This is a genomic window from Actinomyces johnsonii (assembly GCF_006546835.1).
In the GTDB taxonomy this organism is placed as follows: Bacteria; Actinomycetota; Actinomycetes; order Actinomycetales; family Actinomycetaceae; genus Actinomyces; species Actinomyces johnsonii.
Genome location: NZ_VICB01000004.1, coordinates 327873 through 343787, shown reverse-complemented (window position 1 = coordinate 343787; position 15915 = coordinate 327873). Strand labels below are relative to the sequence as shown.

14 protein-coding genes are annotated in these 15915 nt (G+C 68.2%); 4 read left to right on the top strand and 10 right to left on the bottom strand.

Annotated elements, in window-relative coordinates:
- Positions 1-4: 4 nt before the first annotated feature.
- The 3 genes from FK256_RS04235 to rbfA all read right to left on the bottom strand — a co-directional run bounded on the left by FK256_RS04235 (position 5) and on the right by rbfA (position 2009).
- Positions 5-307 carry a hypothetical protein gene (locus tag FK256_RS04235; RefSeq protein ID WP_141423906.1) on the bottom strand — a complete coding sequence of 101 codons (303 nt, stop codon included), beginning with the start codon at positions 305-307 and terminating at the stop codon, positions 5-7.
- A 77-nt stretch (positions 308-384) separates the two neighbouring features.
- The gene (gene truB, locus FK256_RS04230) at positions 385-1470 is read right to left on the bottom strand and encodes a tRNA pseudouridine(55) synthase TruB (RefSeq protein ID WP_141423905.1); all 1086 of its coding nucleotides are present in this window, start codon (positions 1468-1470) and stop codon (positions 385-387) included.
- 44 nt (positions 1471-1514) lie between these two features.
- Positions 1515-2009, bottom strand: coding sequence for a 30S ribosome-binding factor RbfA (gene rbfA, locus FK256_RS04225; protein ID WP_009232140.1), 495 nt, complete (start codon positions 2007-2009; stop codon positions 1515-1517).
- A 200-nt stretch (positions 2010-2209) separates the two neighbouring features.
- Between rbfA and rarD the strand changes: the two genes are divergently transcribed.
- Complete coding sequence (gene rarD / locus FK256_RS04220) at positions 2210-3220, top strand: EamA family transporter RarD (protein WP_141423823.1); 1011 nt, start codon at positions 2210-2212, stop codon at positions 3218-3220.
- Here rarD and FK256_RS04215 read toward each other — a convergent pair.
- The 3 genes from FK256_RS04215 to FK256_RS04205 are packed head-to-tail and all read right to left on the bottom strand — an operon-like array spanning position 3174 to position 7290.
- Entirely contained in the window at positions 3174-3968 is a 795-nt protein-coding gene (locus tag FK256_RS04215) for a slipin family protein (protein ID WP_141423822.1), read from the bottom strand. The genes rarD and FK256_RS04215 overlap by 47 nt on opposite strands.
- A 50-nt stretch (positions 3969-4018) precedes the next feature.
- The gene (locus FK256_RS04210; protein ID WP_141423821.1) at positions 4019-4948 is read right to left on the bottom strand and encodes a hypothetical protein; all 930 of its coding nucleotides are present in this window, start codon (positions 4946-4948) and stop codon (positions 4019-4021) included.
- On the bottom strand, positions 4948-7290 hold the full coding sequence (locus tag FK256_RS04205) for a nitric-oxide reductase large subunit (protein WP_021609098.1): 2343 nt from the start codon (positions 7288-7290) through the stop codon (positions 4948-4950). The genes FK256_RS04210 and FK256_RS04205 overlap by 1 nt, the downstream gene beginning before the upstream one ends.
- Before the next feature lie 362 nt (positions 7291-7652).
- Here FK256_RS04205 and FK256_RS04200 point away from each other — a divergent pair, with 362 nt between their 5' ends.
- Positions 7653-9224, top strand: coding sequence for a molybdopterin-dependent oxidoreductase (locus FK256_RS04200; RefSeq protein WP_141423904.1), 1572 nt, complete (start codon positions 7653-7655; stop codon positions 9222-9224).
- A 98-nt stretch (positions 9225-9322) separates the two neighbouring features.
- Here FK256_RS04200 and infB read toward each other — a convergent pair whose 3' ends face one another.
- From infB to FK256_RS04180, 4 genes are all read right to left on the bottom strand, one after another.
- A complete protein-coding gene (gene infB, locus FK256_RS04195) occupies positions 9323-12250 on the bottom strand; it encodes a translation initiation factor IF-2 (protein ID WP_141423820.1) in 2928 nt (975 codons plus the stop codon).
- Positions 12251-12341: 91 nt separating this feature from the next.
- Positions 12342-12674, bottom strand: a complete 333-nt coding sequence (locus tag FK256_RS04190; protein ID WP_141423819.1) for a YlxR family protein — start codon at positions 12672-12674, stop codon at positions 12342-12344.
- Between the two features lie 118 nt (positions 12675-12792).
- Positions 12793-13833: a transcription termination factor NusA gene (gene nusA / locus FK256_RS04185; RefSeq protein ID WP_021607354.1), complete on the bottom strand. Its 1041-nt coding sequence runs from the start codon at positions 13831-13833 to the stop codon at positions 12793-12795.
- A gap of 166 nt (positions 13834-13999) precedes the next feature.
- Entirely contained in the window at positions 14000-14536 is a 537-nt protein-coding gene (locus FK256_RS04180; RefSeq protein WP_141423818.1) for a ribosome maturation factor RimP, read from the bottom strand.
- A gap of 212 nt (positions 14537-14748) precedes the next feature.
- On the opposite strand from FK256_RS04180, the gene FK256_RS04175 reads away from it, so the two are divergent.
- Together FK256_RS04175 and FK256_RS04170 are read left to right on the top strand one after the other, a co-directional pair.
- Entirely contained in the window at positions 14749-15675 is a 927-nt protein-coding gene (locus tag FK256_RS04175) for a Tat pathway signal protein (RefSeq protein ID WP_141423903.1), read from the top strand.
- A gap of 1 nt (position 15676) precedes the next feature.
- Positions 15677-15913: a hypothetical protein gene (locus FK256_RS04170; protein ID WP_141423817.1), complete on the top strand. Its 237-nt coding sequence runs from the start codon at positions 15677-15679 to the stop codon at positions 15911-15913.
- Positions 15914-15915 lie beyond the last annotated feature (2 nt).

Sequence of the window (15915 nt, the reverse complement as noted above, 5' to 3'; positions counted from 1 at the left end):
GGGTTCAGTGGCCGCCGCAGCCGCAGCCGCCACCGGTTGAGGCCGGGGCGGAGATGTCGCGCAGGCCCAATAGGTTACCGGCCCTGTGCCCGGGGGTGACGCCCTGCGGAGCGGCCCCACCCAGCGCGGTCGTCACCGCGGCGGCAATGGCGACGGCGTCCACGGCCTCTGGGGAGGCCTGCACGGGCTCCGGCCGATAGCCCTCGCCCAGGGGCTGGGCAACCGCGGGAGCGGCCGCCCGCTCGTCCTGCTCGCTCTGCTTGCCGTGACCGCCACATCCGCAGCCGCATCCACCGGTCTGGCTCATCATGCCTCCTTGGAAGGAACGCTCATATTGGGTATCCGCTCGCGCCGGAGGACCTGGTGGTCTCCATCCGTCGCGTCTCAGGCCGGGTCGAGGACCAGGACCGGGCGGGCGCGCGAGCCTCGAGGCGTCAACAGTGCCACGAGTCGCCCATCGGGGGCGAATCCGGCGACGACCCGCTGCCCCGGAGCCTCCTTGGAGGCAACCGGAACCGTATTGCCCACAGGCGACTGGGCCCGCTCCAAAGCCGCGACGTCGAGGGGCTGGCCGAACCGCAGTCCACGGGCCTCGGCCTCGGTGAGGTCCAGCCGCTCGAAGCAGCGCCGGGCCACCTCCTCCAAGGGGACTGTGGTGACTCCGCGCGGATCAGGAGTAGCGGCGTCGGTCTCGACCTGCTCGGACAGCGCCGTCAGGGTGTGGGCCTGACCGACGTCGAAGGGGCCGACGCCGGTGCGCCGCAGCGCGATCAGGTGCGCGCCGCACCCCAGGGTCCGGCCCAGGTCCCGGGCCAGGGCGCGCACGTAGGTGCCCGACGAGCAAGAGACCACGACATCGAGATCCACGACCTGGACCTCGCCCCCGACTCCGTCCTCGGCGTCCGCTGAGGCGTCTCCTGCCGCGGCGCCGGGGAGGTCGACACCAGCCTGGCGGGGCTCTCCGGTCAGCCGCAGCTCATGGATGGTGACGGGCCTGGCCTCCAGCTCGACGTCCTGGCCGTCGCGGACCCGCTTGTAGGCGCGCACACCGTTGACCTTGATGGCCGAGATGGCACTGGGCACCTGTTGGATCCGCCCGGTTAGACTCGCCAGCGCCTCCTGCAGGCGGCCTTCGATCAGGTCGTCGATCCGGCAACCGCGAGCGACGATGACCTGGCCCTCGGCATCCTCGGTGGTGGTCTCCATCCCGAGGCGGATGGTGGACTCGTAGGTCTTGTCCGCTCCCACCAGGTAGGTGAGGAAGCGGGTGGCGCGCCCGATGCCCAGGACCAGCAGACCGGTGGCCATGGGGTCGAGGGTGCCGGCGTGGCCCACCTTGCGAGTGGCGGCCAGGCGCCGAGTCACGCCGACGACGTCGTGGCTGGTCAGTCCCCGGGGCTTGTCCACCAGGAGGACTCCGTCGGCAGCCGTGGCAGCGCCGCGGGCGACATCGGGGCGGCGCCGGCGCATGTCCCGGTTGCCATCCCCTGCCGGCTCAGAGCGTTCGGGCACGCTCACAGGCCCTCGGCGCCCAGGGCGGGCTCCTGAACGGTCGTTTGCTCGTCATCCTCGTCGGCCTCGGTCGTATCTTCGTCGTCGTGGCGGTAGGGGTCGGCCTCGCCCGCATAGGTGGCGCCCTCGGCGGCCTTGGCGATCTGGGCGTCGCGCACGCGGGCCTGGGCCAGGGCGTCTTCGAGGGTCTTGGCGGTCGTGGGCAGGGCGTCGAGCTGGAAGGTCAGGGATGGGGTGAGGCGGATTCCCAGTGCCTTGCCCACCTCGGAGCGGATGAGGCCCTTGGCCGAGCGCAGTGCCCTGGCCGTCTCCTCGCGCTCCTCGTCGCTGCCGTAGACGGTGTAGAAGATGGTGGCCTGCTGCAGGTCACCGGTGACGCGGACATCGGTGATGGTGACGAAGCCCAGGCGCGGGTCCTTGATGCGCCCCTGCAGGAGGCGGGCGACGGTCTCATGAATGCGGTCGGCGACCTTGCGGGCGCGGGCGGCGTCGGCCATGGCGGGGCTCCTTCACGTGCGGGGGCGCCGGGTCTGCGAGGTCCCGGACTGAGCGATCGTGACCGATCGGCGCACCGTCCTCGCCCGCAGAAGAGCGAGCCCTTCCGAGGCTGTCCAGTGCACTTCACTATGCTACGCGGAGCGATGGCGCAGACATCGTCGCCATCCCCCGAGCGCGAACGGATCAGGAACAGATCACAATGAGCTCCTCCCCCACCGCACCATCCTCGGATCCCGAACCCACCAGCGCTCCAGGTACTCCCGCAGCAGTCCGGGAGCCGGCATCGGCGGGGCTCGACGGGGCCGGGATGGCCCTGGTCATCGGCTGCTACACCCTGTGGGGCGTCTTCCCCCTCTACTTCCACCTGTTGTCCGCGGCCGGCAGTGTGGAGATCATCGGTCACCGGATCGTGTGGACCCTGGGAACTTGTCTGGCGCTCATCGCCGCGCGCCGCCGTTGGGCGAGTCTGGCCCGCGTCTGCCGCACGCCCCGACTGCTCGGAGCGCTGGTCGTCTCGGGCCTGCTGGTCTCGGTCAACTGGCTCGTCTACGTCTACGGCGTCAACACCGCGCGCACGGCAGACGCCGCCCTGGGTTACTTCATCAACCCGCTGGTGACGGTCGCCCTGGCTTCGCTGGTCCTGCGCGAGCGGCTGCGCCCCGTCCACCGGGTCTCAATCGCGCTGGCGAGTACCGCCGTGGCGCTTCTGGTGGTGCTCCAGGGCTCGCTGCCGTGGATCTCCCTGGCCCTGGCTTTCTCCTTCGCCCTGTACGGGCTGGTCAAGAAACGGATCGGGCCCGAGGTGGACGCCCTAACCGGGCTGACGGTGGAGAGCGCCGTCGTGACGCCTATCGCCCTGTTCTACCTGAGCCACCTGGCCTGGCAGGGGCAGTCGGCCTGGCAGGCCCCCGGCCAGGGCTGGCAGATCATGGCGCTGCTCTGCGTGGCAGGGCCCGTGACGGCCGTACCCCTGCTGCTCTTCGCCGCCGGAACACGGCGCGTGCCGTTGTCGGTTGTGGGGATGGGGCAGTACATCGCCCCGACCATCCAGTTCCTCCTGGCCTGGGCTGTCTTCCACGAGCAGATCCCGCCAGCCCGCTGGGCGGCCATGGTGCTGGTGTGGACGGCGGTCGCGGTCTTCATCGGCGACGCCGTGCACCAGCTCATTCGCCGTCCTCGTCTGCGCCCGGCAGACCGGCCTCGGCCCTGAAACGCTCCAGAAGCGGACCGATGATGTCCATCGGGAGGGGGAAGACGACCGTGGAGTTCTGGTCGGCGCCGAGCTCCAAGAGGGTCTGCAGGTAGCGCAACTGGAGGGAAGCCGGTGACTTCGAGAGCGTGTCCGCCGCCTGGCGCAGCTCCTCGGAAGCCTGGAGCTCACCGCGGGCATTGATGATCTTGGCGCGGCGCTCGCGCTCGGCCTCGGCCCCACGGGCCATGGCCCGCTGCATCTGCTCGGGGATCTCGACGTCCTTGATCTCGACGACGCTGACCTCCACGCCCCAGGGCTCGGTGAGCTTCTCGATGATGTCGCGCAGGTCGGCGTTCAGGGCGCTGCGGTGGGCGAGCACGGTGTCCAGGTCGACCCGCCCGAGGACGGATCTCAGTGTGGTCTGGGCGATCTGGGAGGTGGCGATCGCGTAGTTCTCCACCGCCATGACGGCTTTGACCGGGTCGGTGACATTGAACAGGACAACGGCGTTGACACGCGCCGGCACGTTGTCCTCCGTGATGACCTCCTGGGGAGGGATGGTCAGGGTGACCACTCGGGTGTCAACCCTTACCAGGCGCTCGAGGAAGGGGACGACCAGGTGTAGGCCGGGCTCGTAGACGGGCCGCAGGCACCCCAGTCTGAAGACGATGCCCCGCTCGTACTGGGTGATGATCTTGAGCGAGAGCGCCAGGGCGAGCAGCACGAGGACGGTGAGCGCCACGATGGCGGCGGCGGGAGTAGTCATGGAGGGTCCTTCAGGAAGGTGGGTCGAAACGGGGCAGGGCTGGGTCCGGATCATCTGGCCCTGGAGTCGGTGGCCTCGTTCCACACCGAGGACCACGAGCGCCGAGCCCCGCCACGGACACTGTCCGAGCCGAGTTCGGCACCGGAGATCGGGACTCGCCTGCGTGTGCGCAGAGCGGCGACACGGCGCAGCTCGGGCTCTGCGGAGGCGGCAGTCCCGCCGTCCGCCTTCCCGGCACCGTCGGACTCGGCGACGAAGGAGACACGCACGGTCCGCCCCGATGCCGCTGCACGCGCCTGAGCTGCGGCGATCGCCTCGGCTGCCTCGCGCACCGAACGGTAGCCCGAGGGGCGCGAACCGATCGTCACCGGTACCGGCCTGGTTGAGGCGATGCTCGCCGAACGACGGGCCTCCTCGTCCTCGCGGTACTCCTGGGAACCGACGTGGGGCAGGTGTGCCGGTGCGTTGTCAGGAGTGTTCCACAGGTGGCGGGCCAGCGGCAGGACTCCGGTGACGATGATGACAACGGCCGTTGTGCCCAGGACGATGAGGTCGCCGATGGCGTGAAAGGCCGCCATGAGCAGCAGCGGGACGAAGACGCCGACGCAGGCGATGACCAGGCCCACACCGCGATGGAAGCGTCCGGCGTCGGAATAGGGCCAGGGGTCGACGGGCCGGGTGATCTCCCGCGGGCCGGGAGTGGGTGAGCAGGTGTCCTTGGACGGGCAGCGCCCGCAGATCGCGTGGGCGCCCTCGTAGCGGATGACGCGCTTGTCTGGGTCGAAGGCGGTGGGCCACAGCCACTGGTCCTCGTGGCATCTCCAGCCGTCGACGTCGTCATGGTAGACGAAGTCCGAGTGGCACCAGGACATCGAGTGCCGGGCACTGCGTGAGCCGAGGATGTCCACGACCCACGCAGCGGCCAGCATGATGAGCGCGTAGGCGGAGATGAGCCATACGCTCAGATCGGGTGAGCCCATCAGTCGTTCAGCTCCGCGCGCTCACCGCGCCAGGCCTTGCGCCCGCCCTTGATCTCCTCGTAGAGGGCGTTCTCAGTGAAGGCGTCCACCGTCCGTCCACGACGCCAGTTCCTCAGTCCCAGGAAGGCGATGTAGAGGTAGGGCAGGACTCCGCCGATGATGAAGATGAGATCTCCGGGCATTCGTCCCCACTCGATGATCGTGTTGACCGAGTTGGTGACGTAGGTGAGCTGGCGGGCCTCGAAGTAGCCCGTGCCCACCGAGTAGCGCAGCTGGAGGATGCCCAGCGGTAGCAGGGTGGCGAAGCACATCCAGGCCAGGCCGATGTTGAGGCTCCAGAAGGAGGTTTTTGCGAGCTTCTCGGGCCACTTGTCCGCCGGCACCAGGTAACGCAGGGCGAACATTCCTAGTGCCAGCGCCATGAAGCCGTAGACCCCCATCATGGAGGCGTGGGCGTGGTTGGCCGTCAGTGCAGTCCCAATCTCGTAGTAGGACACGATGGGCAGATTGACCAGGAAACCGAAGACGCCGGCGCCCAGGAAGTTCCAGAAGCCGACGGCCATGAGGAACATGACGGCCCAGCGGTGCGGGAAGGGCCCCGCCTCCTTGCCGTGGCGGTTGGCACCGAGCTGCATGAAGGCCCAGGCCTCCACCGTCAGGAAGGTCAGGGGGATCACTTCGGCGGCCGAGAAGAAGGCCCCCAGAGCCATATGCTCTACCGGTGTCCCGGAGAAGTAGAGATGGTGCATGGTGCCGATGACGCCTCCGGCGGAGTACAGGATGATGTCCATGAAGATGATGCCCAGTGCGATCCTCTCCCGGACGACGCCCAGGAGGACGAACACGTAGGCGACCATGACGGTGGTGAACAGCTCGAGGAAGTCCTCTACCCACAGGTGCACGACCCAGAAGCGCCAGAACTCGGCGACGGTGACATGGGTTCCGGTGCGGGCCATCATTCCCACTGCGTAGAAGGCCGGGATCGCCAAGGCGGCGAACATGAACAGCCAGGGCATGTTGGCCACGTGCTCGTTGCTCAGGCGCTGGCGCATGGCGCGCCAGATGATGAACACCCAGACGAACAGGGCCAGGGTGAGCAGGACCTGGAAGACGAAGGGCAGGTCGAGGTACTCCCACTGCTGGGAGAACAGCGGCCCCTTGGCCCAGCTCAGACCGTGCTGGCTGGCCCCCTCGGCCAGGCAGGAGAGCACGACGACGACCGTGGCCGCGATGAACAGGGCCCACACCAGGACGTGCTGCTTCCTCGGCTCGCGCCTGGCGATGAACGGCGTCAGGAACAGGCCGGCCGCGAGCAGCCCGATGGCGGTCCAGAACAATGAGAGCTGGACGTGCCAGGTGCGGGCCAGAGAGAAGGGCAGGAGTCGGCCCAGGTCGAAGCCGAAGAAGGACAGCACGTCGGCCCGGTAGTGCTCGGCCAGGGCGCCCAGGAGCGTCTGGACGAGGAACAGAGCGGCGATGGTGAACACGTACCAGGCCACCACCCTCTGCGACTTGGTCAACCCGATCTCCTCGGGCTGCCGGAAGGACAGGGCCGGGGCCTCCTCCGAGTGCCAGCCGATCTTCTGGCTCCAGCGGCCGTAGATGGCGAACATGACCCCGGTTCCGCCGATGAGGACGATCAGCGACAGGACCGACCAGATCATGAGGTCTCCGGTGGGCGCGTTACCGACCAGGGACTCCGGGGGCCAGTTGTTCGTGTATGAGTAGTCGTGACCCGGGCGCTGCGCAGACGAGCCCCAGGCGGTCCAACCGAAGAAGGCCGTCACCTGCTTGACCTGAGCGGGATCGGTGATGAGATCCGGCTTGAGACCATGGCTGTGGGCGTCGGGCCCGAACATCTTGGTGTAGTGGCCGACGGCGTCGTTGTAGGCCTTGACTTGCTCATCGGTCCACACGAGGGTTCCCGTGGAGGGATCGTAGCGGTTGGTCCGCAGCATCTCCTTGGTGGCGGCGGCCGGGTCGTCGACTCCCTGGGAGGCGAGCTGTTCCTTAACGCTCGTGGCCTCCATGCGGAGGTACTCGGCAGTGAAGTCGGGGCCAAGGTAGCCGCCGTGCCCCAGGATGGAGCCGTACTCCATGAGGCCTCTGGCCTGGAAGAGCTTCTGCCCCTCGGTGATGTCCTGCGTCGTGAAGAGGGTCTCGCCGCTCTCGGTGACAACCCTCTCCGGCTGAGGCATGGAGTTGGTGTAGGTGCGATAGGCCAGCAGGCCCATGACGGTGAATCCGAAGAGCATGACCAGGGCGACGCCCTGGATCCACCCCTTGCCAATGAGGCGAGCGCGTCGGGAAGTCGCCCCCTCAACCGTGGCAGCGGATGACATGAGAGTACCTCCGTGTATCTCAGGAGACGGCGGACGTCTTCCGCGTCTGGCAGCCACCGTACAAGCACCACACCGTCCACTTACGGAGCAATCCGGGACTACTCCATCCACCCACCGACCGATCGGCCCCATTTCATCAGATCTACACCATATATATTCAACACGTAGAATCGGTCAACAAGCGGGTCGTTGGCTATTTTAACAACAATTCACTTCGCTATTTAGGTAAGGCACCCTTAATACAAACTCTCACGCCGAAGAGTTAATCCCGATCTACTGTCGCAAAGTCCTGTATAGAACCGAGGATCGACAGTACAATTATTCACACGGCAAGTGTTCCATCCCGTTCGTAAGGCACGATGATGTCCTTTTTGCCCCTAGCCGTACAGACCGCCAACGATGTCGCCCAGCAGTGCGTCGACACTGAGACCTTTCCGCTGTGGCTGCGCGTCACCCACTTCATCAACTTTCTCCTCATGGGCGTCCTCATCCGCTCCGGTATCGAGATCATCGCCTCACATCCGCGCTTCTACTTCAAGGACCAGTGCGAGCCCGGATCCGAGTGGATCCGGTTCACCAAGGACAAGGTGCCCCTCGAGGAGGGCGCCTTCACCGCTCGGGACGATCAGCGCGACCTCTCCCCACTCATCTCCCTGCCCGGCCGAGCCAAGATCGGGTTAGGACGTGCCTGGCACGGAGTAGCCACGAGCTTCTGGCTGCTCAACGGCATCGTGTATGTCGCCTTCCTCGTGGGCACCGGGGCGTGGCAGCGTCTAGTTCCGACCACCTGGCGGATCCTGCCTGACGCCTGGAACTCATTACTGACCTACGCGCACCTGCGCACCCCGTCCCTGTGCGACTTCACCCCCTACGATAGCCTTCAGCAGCTGGGGTACTTCTTCATCGTCTTCATCGCCGCCCCACTGATGATCGTGACGGGACCGGTCATGTCTCCGGCCGTCGTCGGGCGCTTCCCCTGGTACGCCAAGATGTTCGGTGGCCGCCAGGCCGCCCGTTCCTTGCACCTGATCGGCATGTTCACCTACCTGGGCTTCGCCATTGTCCATGTGGGCCTGGTGTTCATCGTGCATGCTCCCCACAACCTCACCCACATCGTCTTCGGCTACTACGACCCCAGCCGTGTGGGTCAGGCCTACGTCACCGTGATCGCGACGATCATCGTCGTTGTGGCACTGTGGATCGTCATGTCCTACTGGACGTTGACGGACACGCGCCGCAGCCAGCGGATCCTGTGGGACGCCACGCGGGGGATCCGCCGCATCACGGTGGATCGCTTCAACTCGCAGCAGGCGGCCAAGAGGCCGTGGACGGAGAAGGACATCTCCAAGTTCCACTGGGTCAACACCCGCACCCCTTCACGGGAGGAGTCCCCGGAGTACCAGGAGCTGGCTGCGAACAACTTCGCGGACTTCCGACTCGAGGTGGGGGGCATGGTCTCGGCGCCGGCGTCCTTCTCCCTCGATGAGCTCAAGGCGATCGCCAGCCAGTCCCAAATCACCATGCACACCTGCATGCAGGGCTGGACGGGTATCGCCAAGTGGACGGGGATCCGGGTACGGGATCTGCTCGAGCAGGTCGGCCAGGTCGACCCCGAGGCCGGATGGGTGATGTTCGAGTCCTTCGGCATGGCCCAGCACATGCACGACGGGCGCCCGGTCGAGCCGTACTACACGTGCCTCTCTCTGGACATGGCCCTTGAGGATGACACGATCCTGGCCTGGGCCCGCAATGACGAGCCGCTCTCAGGTATGTTCGGCGCCCCGCTGCGCCTGCGCTGCGAAACGAGCCACGGATACAAGATGATCAAGTGGGTCCGGTCAGTGACGTTGATCCGTCACTACAGCGAGGTCGGTGACGGCATGGGCGGGACCCGCGAGGACTCCGGCTACCAGGACGTCAACGCGCGCATCTGACGATCTCACAACACCTGATCGATTCAGGGGCCCCACATGACGGCGGACGGCCACCCCGAGGCGGGTGGCCGTCCGCACGTTGCTTGACGCGGCAGTACTCAGTCGCGCGGCTTCTCGCGCGTCTCCCAGGTCTCGATGACATCGCCCTCGGTGATGTCCTTGAAGCCCAGGTTGATACCGCACTCGTAGCCCTCGCGGACCTCGGTGACGTCGTCCTTCTCGCGGCGCAGCGTCTCGATGGACAGATCGCCGTTAATGACGACGCCGTCGCGCACCAGACGGGCCTTGGCGCCGCGCTTGATGATGCCCGATCGGACGATAGAGCCGGCGATGGAGCCGAACTTCGAGGAGCGGAAGATCTGCCTGATCTCGGCGGCGCCGAGGTCGACTTCCTCGTAGATGGGCTTGAGCATGCCCTTCATGGCCGCCTCGACGTCCTCGATCGCGTTGTAGATGACCGAGTAGAACTTCATATCGACGCCCTCGCGGTCGGCGATCTCCGAGACGCGCTCGGCGGGCCGGACGTTGAAGCCGATGATGACGGCGGAGTCCACGGTGGCCAGGTTGACGTCGTTCTGCGTGATGGCCCCGACACCGCGGTGGATGACGCGCAGGGCGACCTCATCGCCGACGTCGATCTTGAGCAGGGAGTCCTCCAGGGCCTCGACCGCACCCGAGCTGTCGCCCTTGAGGATGAGGTTGAGGGTGTCGACCTTGCCCTCCTTGAGAACGTCGGTGAGGTTCTCCAGGGACACGCGCTTGCGACGCTTGGCCAACAGAGCGGCGCGCTCGGCTGCCTCACGCTTGTCGGCGATCTGTCGGGCCGTGCGGTCGTCGGGGGCGACGATGAAGGAGTCGCCGGCGCTGGGCACGTTCGTGAGCCCCAGGACCAGGGCCGGACGGGCGGGTCCGGCCTCGGTGAGGTTCTCCCCGTGCTCGTTGAACATGGCGCGCACGCGCCCATAAGCGCTTCCGGCCACGATCGGGTCCCCGACCCGCAGCGTGCCGCGCTCGACCAGGATGGTGCTCACGGCACCGCGGCCCTTGTCGAGCTTGGCCTCGATAGTGACGCCGCGGGCATCGATGTCCGGGTTGGCCCGCAGATCCAGGGCGGCGTCCGCGGTGAGCAGGACCGCCTCGAGGAGCTCGTCGATGTGGAGTCGCTGCTTGGCGGAGATGTCCACAAACATGGTGTCGCCGCCATACTCTTCGGGAACCAGGCCGTACTCGGTGAGCTGTCCGCGGATTTTGTCCGGGTTGGCGCCCTCCTTGTCGATCTTGTTGACCGCCACGACGATCGGCACGTTGGCCGCCTGGGCGTGGTTGAGGGCCTCGACGGTCTGGGGCATGACGCCGTCGTCGGCGGCCACGACGAGGATGGCGATGTCGGTCACCTCGGCACCGCGGGCGCGCATGGCCGTGAAGGCCTCGTGACCGGGGGTGTCGATGAAGGTGATCGGACGCTTCTCGTCGTTCAGGTTGACGCGCACCTGATAGGCGCCGATGGACTGGGTGATGCCCCCGGCCTCGCCGGCGACGACGTCGGTGGAGCGGATCGCGTCCAGCAGCTTGGTTTTACCGTGGTCGACGTGACCCATGACCGTCACCACCGGGGGCCGTGGGACGAGGTTGGCGTCGTCCTCGTCGGGCTCGAGGTCGATATCGAAGGACTCCAGCAGCTCGCGGTCCTCGTCCTCGGGAGAGACGATCTGGACGTTGTAGCCCAGCTCGGCGCCCAGGAGGGCGAAGGTGTCCTCGTCGAGGGACTGGGTGGCCGTGGCCATTTCACCGAGGTGGAACAGGACGGTCACTAGGGCTGCGGGGTTGGCGTTGATCTTCTCGGCCAGGTCCGTCAGCGTCGCCCCCTGGCGCACACGCACCGGAGTGGAGCCGTCACCACGGGGAACGACGACGCCGCCGATCGACGGCGCGCTCTGTTGCTCGAATTCCTGGCGCTTTGCCCGCTTGGACTTGCGTCCCCGCGGAGCACCGCCGCCGCGTCCGAAGGCCCCCTGGGTGGAACCGCGGCCACCGCGGCCACCGCGAGGCCCGCCGAAGCCGCCGGGACGGCCACCGCCGCCACCACCGGGCCTGCCGCTACCGCCGGAGCGCGAGCCGCGTCCCCCGCCGCCTGCGCCTCCGCGCGCCGGAGCGCCGGGACGGCCGATGGAGGACTGACCGGGCATCATACCCGGGTTGGGACGGGGAGCGCCCGGACGCGGGGCACCGGAGCGTCCTGCCGTCTGAGGCCGGGCACCGCCCTGGGGACGGGGACCACCGGGACGTGGCCCGCCCTGGGGGCGAGGGCCACCGGAGCCGCCGGGGCGGGGCATGCCCTGGGAGGTGGCGAAGGGGTTGTTCCCCGGGCGCGGCGCGCCCGAACGCGGCTGACCCGAGCGCTGACCACCGCGGCCTCCCTGACGGGGCATGCCCTGGGAGGTGGCGAAGGGGTTGTTCCCCGGGCGCGGTGCACCGGGGCGCGGTCCCGGCGTCGGGGCGTTGCGGCGAGGCCCGGGCGTCGGGGCGCCGGAAGAGGCTGCTGCCGGCCCGGGCGTACCACTGGGCTTGGGGGCTTGGGGGACGTCTCTCGAGGTTGGGACACTCTCCTGAGGCGCCGGCCTGGCGGCCCCGGGTGCGGGCTTGCCGCCGCTGCCGGGCTTGGGAGCCGAGGCTGTGGACTTGGGGGCGGTCGCTCCGGGCTTGGGAGCGCCGGCACCCGGCTTGGGGATGGCGGGCCCCGGCTTGCCGGCCTGAGCCGCTCCGGGCTTGGGGGCGCCTTTGGAGGGCTTGGGAGCCTCGGAGGCGGTCTTGGTCGGCTTGTCGGTCCGAGTGTCCGCCGGCGCCTCCTGCACCTGGGCGGCAAAGTGCTCGCGAACCCGGCGAGCGACGGGGGGCTCGACCGCGGAGGAGGCCGCCTTGACGAACTCTCCCTGGTCCTTGAGCCAGGCCAGGATCACCTTCGAGGTGACCTTCTTGCCAGTAGGGTCGAGCTCCTTGGCGAGCTCATGAACGCGTGGTTTAGCCACTTTTCTCCTGTCCGGTTTCCCACCCCGGACAGGGGTGGGTGCTTCTAGAGGCAGCTCATCGCTGGGTACTCATCGGGTGCCCATCGGCTTCCTACCCGCCTTCGCTATCGGTGGTCCGCTCACCCGGTCGGGCAGCGGGGACCTCGCCGTCGTTGACCAGACCCCGTTCCAGGAACCCGCGGACCTGGGCCACGTCCAGTGGTCCGCAGGTGCGCAGGGCGCGTGGAGCGGCGCGTCGTCGCTCAGCGAGGGTGAGGCACTCCGGATCCGGGTGGATCCAGGCGCCGCGCCCGGGTCTGACGGCACGGGCATCGACGTCGAGCTCACCGCCCGATGTCAGTACGAGGCGCAGCAGCTGCGCCCGCGGGGCCCTTTGCCGGCAGCCGATGCAGGTGCGCTCGGGCACATGAGAGGTGGTCGCCACCGTCCGTCGGTGTCCTTCCGCTGCGTTGCATCCGCTAACGCGGGCACCGCCGCCGGGAAATCCCAGGGCGGGACCCGCAAAGGTCCGCCGGAAAGTCTACATCCCCGCGCAGGGCGGTTCAGTCGTCCAGCCCTGAGGCACCTGTCACGTCGTCGGACTGCGAGCCCTGCCCCGGAGTAACCTCGCCAGACTCCGCATCGGCGTGGATGTCGATCTTCCAACCGGTCAGGCGGGCGGCCAGGCGGGCGTTCTGCCCCTCCTTGCCGATGGCCAAGGAGAGCTGGAAGTCGGGGACGATGGCGCGAGCGGTGCGCTCCTCGGCGTCGATGACGCCCACCGCGGCCACGCGGGCCGGTGACAGGGCGTTGGCGATGAACCGCGCCGGGTCCTCGGAGTAGTCCACGATGTCGATCTTCTCACCACCGAGCTCGGTCATGACCGCGCGCACCCGCTGGCCCATAGGGCCGATGCAGGCGCCCTTGGCGTTGACGCCGCGGACCTTGGAGCGCACAGCCATCTTGGTACGGTGCCCGGCCTCGCGGGCGACGGAGACGATCTCGACGTCGCCGGAGGAGATCTCGGGGACCTCGCGCTCGAAGAGCTTGCGCACCAGGCCGGGGTGGGTTCGCGAGAGGATAATCTGGGCACCGCGGGTGCCGCGGGAGACGTCGGTGACATAGGCGCGCACGCGGTCGCCGTGTCGATAGCGCTCACCGGGGACCTGCTCGTGGGGCGGCATGATGCCCTCGTGCTCCTCGTCCAGGCGCACATAGACGATGCGGGGGTCACGCCCCTGTTCCACGGTGCCGGAGATCAGTTCGCCGGTCTTGTCCTTGAAGGCGCCCAGGACCTCGAAGTCGCGGCGGTCCTGGATGCGCTGGACGATGACGCTGCGGGCGGTCGCCTGGGCGATGCGGCCGAAGTCGTCGGGGGTGTCGTCGAAGTACTCCCCCGTGGGCTGGTCGTCCTCGTCGACCTCCGGAGCCAGCACACTCATGTGCCCGGTGCGGCGATCGATCTCGACGTGGGCACCCCGGATGGCGCCAGGGACCTTGGAGTAGGCGCCCAGGATGGCGTCCTCAATAGCGGGCAGCAGGTTGTCCAGGTCAATGCCCAGCTCGTCGGCAGCGCCTCGCAGCTCCGGCATATTGATGTCCATGGGTGCTTGGGTCCTCTCTGGTCCGCTGGGCGGGTGTGCGCTGGGCTCCCCGTCGACGGTAGCCCGTGACGGGCCGTACGGTCCATCACATCTTTTCGGACCGGTCCGTCAACCTATCAGTTATCCAGTCATACATTATTCCTGGACGCTATCCGCCGAAGGTATCTTATAAGCCTCGGCCTGTTGCCCGGTTGTCAAGCCCGGCAACCACCATCTGCGCCTCGGTGATGTCCCCCAGGGCGATGCGCCGCTCGACGCCGTCGATCTCAATGCCAACCAGGTCGCCTCCGTCTCCCCCGTTGACGTCGCCTTCGGCATCAGCCGCAGTGATGACGCCGGTGAGCTCCTCGTCGGCCGTGCGCACCCTGGCGCTATGACCAACGGCACGTCTGAAGTGGCGCAAGGTGGTCAGCTCACGTTCGGCTCCGGGCGTGGAGACCTCGAGGGTGTACTGACCCTTGACGGGGTCGGCCTCGTCCAAGGCCTGTGAGACGGCCGCGGTCACCGGCCCCAGGGCGTCGAGGTCGAGGTCGCCCGGGCCATCGGCCAGGTCCACGAAGACGCGCACGACCGAGTACTTGCCCGCCCGGGTGGTCTCCACGCCCTCGAGGTAGAGCCCGGCGTCGGCGACGACGGGAGCGAGCAGTCCGGTCAGGCTACGGGCCAATGCATTAGCCCCCTTGAGCGGGTCGTGGGCTGCCATAGTCGTTCTTCCTCCCCTGTAGGCCCGGGCGGACAGCTCAGGCGAACATGGTCGACGTGGTCGAGGGTCGGGATCATGCTACCCGCCGGCTGTGGGAGGATTCCCGAGTGAACACTCGTCGCGCTCCCCGCCCCGCCCAGACGAACGACCCCCGGGCGTCGATCGATGACAGGCCCCTTCCCGGCTCCGGCATCGGCGCCGCGGGCCGTCGCATGACGCGCCGCACCGCGATCCTCGCTCTAGGAACCGCCACGGCCGCACTGGGCGGCTGCGGGCTCCGCCTGGGCAAGGGCTCACCGGCGTCTCTGCCGACCGCCTCTCCGGCGGAGGCCGCTCGTGATGGCCTGGCCAGGCAGGCGGCGCTCATCTCCTCCACCGCCGGGGCGGTCGCGGCCGGCGGCGCGGATGCCACCACGGCGGCCCTGGCCGAGGGTGTCAAGCAGACCGCTGACGCCCAGCTCGAGACCCTGGGTGGGGTGTGGGAGCCGTGGGCCTCGCAGGTGCCGTCCTCCTACCCCACTGTGGCCCCGGTACCCTCAGCCCCGGCCGACGCCACCGCCGAGGACCTGGCCACCGCCCTGGGCGACGGCTCGACGATGGCGCGCAGAGCGGCGATCGGCGCGGCCTCGGAGCAGGACGCCCGACTCTTCACCGCGCTGACGGTGGCCTGGACCCTTCAGCACGATCTCATCGTCCCAGTGGGTTCGGCGGACTCACCGCGCGTGGACGTGGCTCAGGGCAGCAAGATCAGCGCCGGTCTGCTGACCTCCTATGACGCGGCGCGCTACGCCATGGAGGAGATCGCGGCGCGCAGTAACGATCCTCAGCACACCCAGGCGGTCAACGACGCCAAAGCGGCGACCTCCGTCGTCAATGCCGCCGTAGCCGCAGGCAGCGAGGATACCCGGCTGGGCGCCTACGCCGCCCCGAGCGAGTCCTCTGATCCCAGCGTGAGCGCGGAGGTCTCCTGGGCCCGACAGGTGTGGTCCGCCGTCGTATCGGCGGAGGTACAGGAGGCAGGTTCGGCCAAGGCATCCACGCCGGCCCGCGAGGCGGCCGTCACCGGTGCGGTCGACGCCGCCCGCCGCGCCACCGCCTGGGGCGCGGACTTCTCCTCCCTGCCCGGATACGCCGCTTGACATGCGTCTCCTCGTAGCGGGTCTGGTTCTCATGACCGTCCTGGTGGCCGTGGACCAGCTCTTCTTGTGGATGGAGCGCCGCGGCTGGATCTACTGGCGACATCGCAAGCCCGACCCGCGTGGCGCCGTCCTGGGTCCCATCGACAACGTCTTCAACCCGGCCCACGAGCACGTCGTCGAGCAGCAGGAGACCGAGAAGCTTCTGACCGATATCCAGAGCGACGCGGCCCCGAGGTGAGT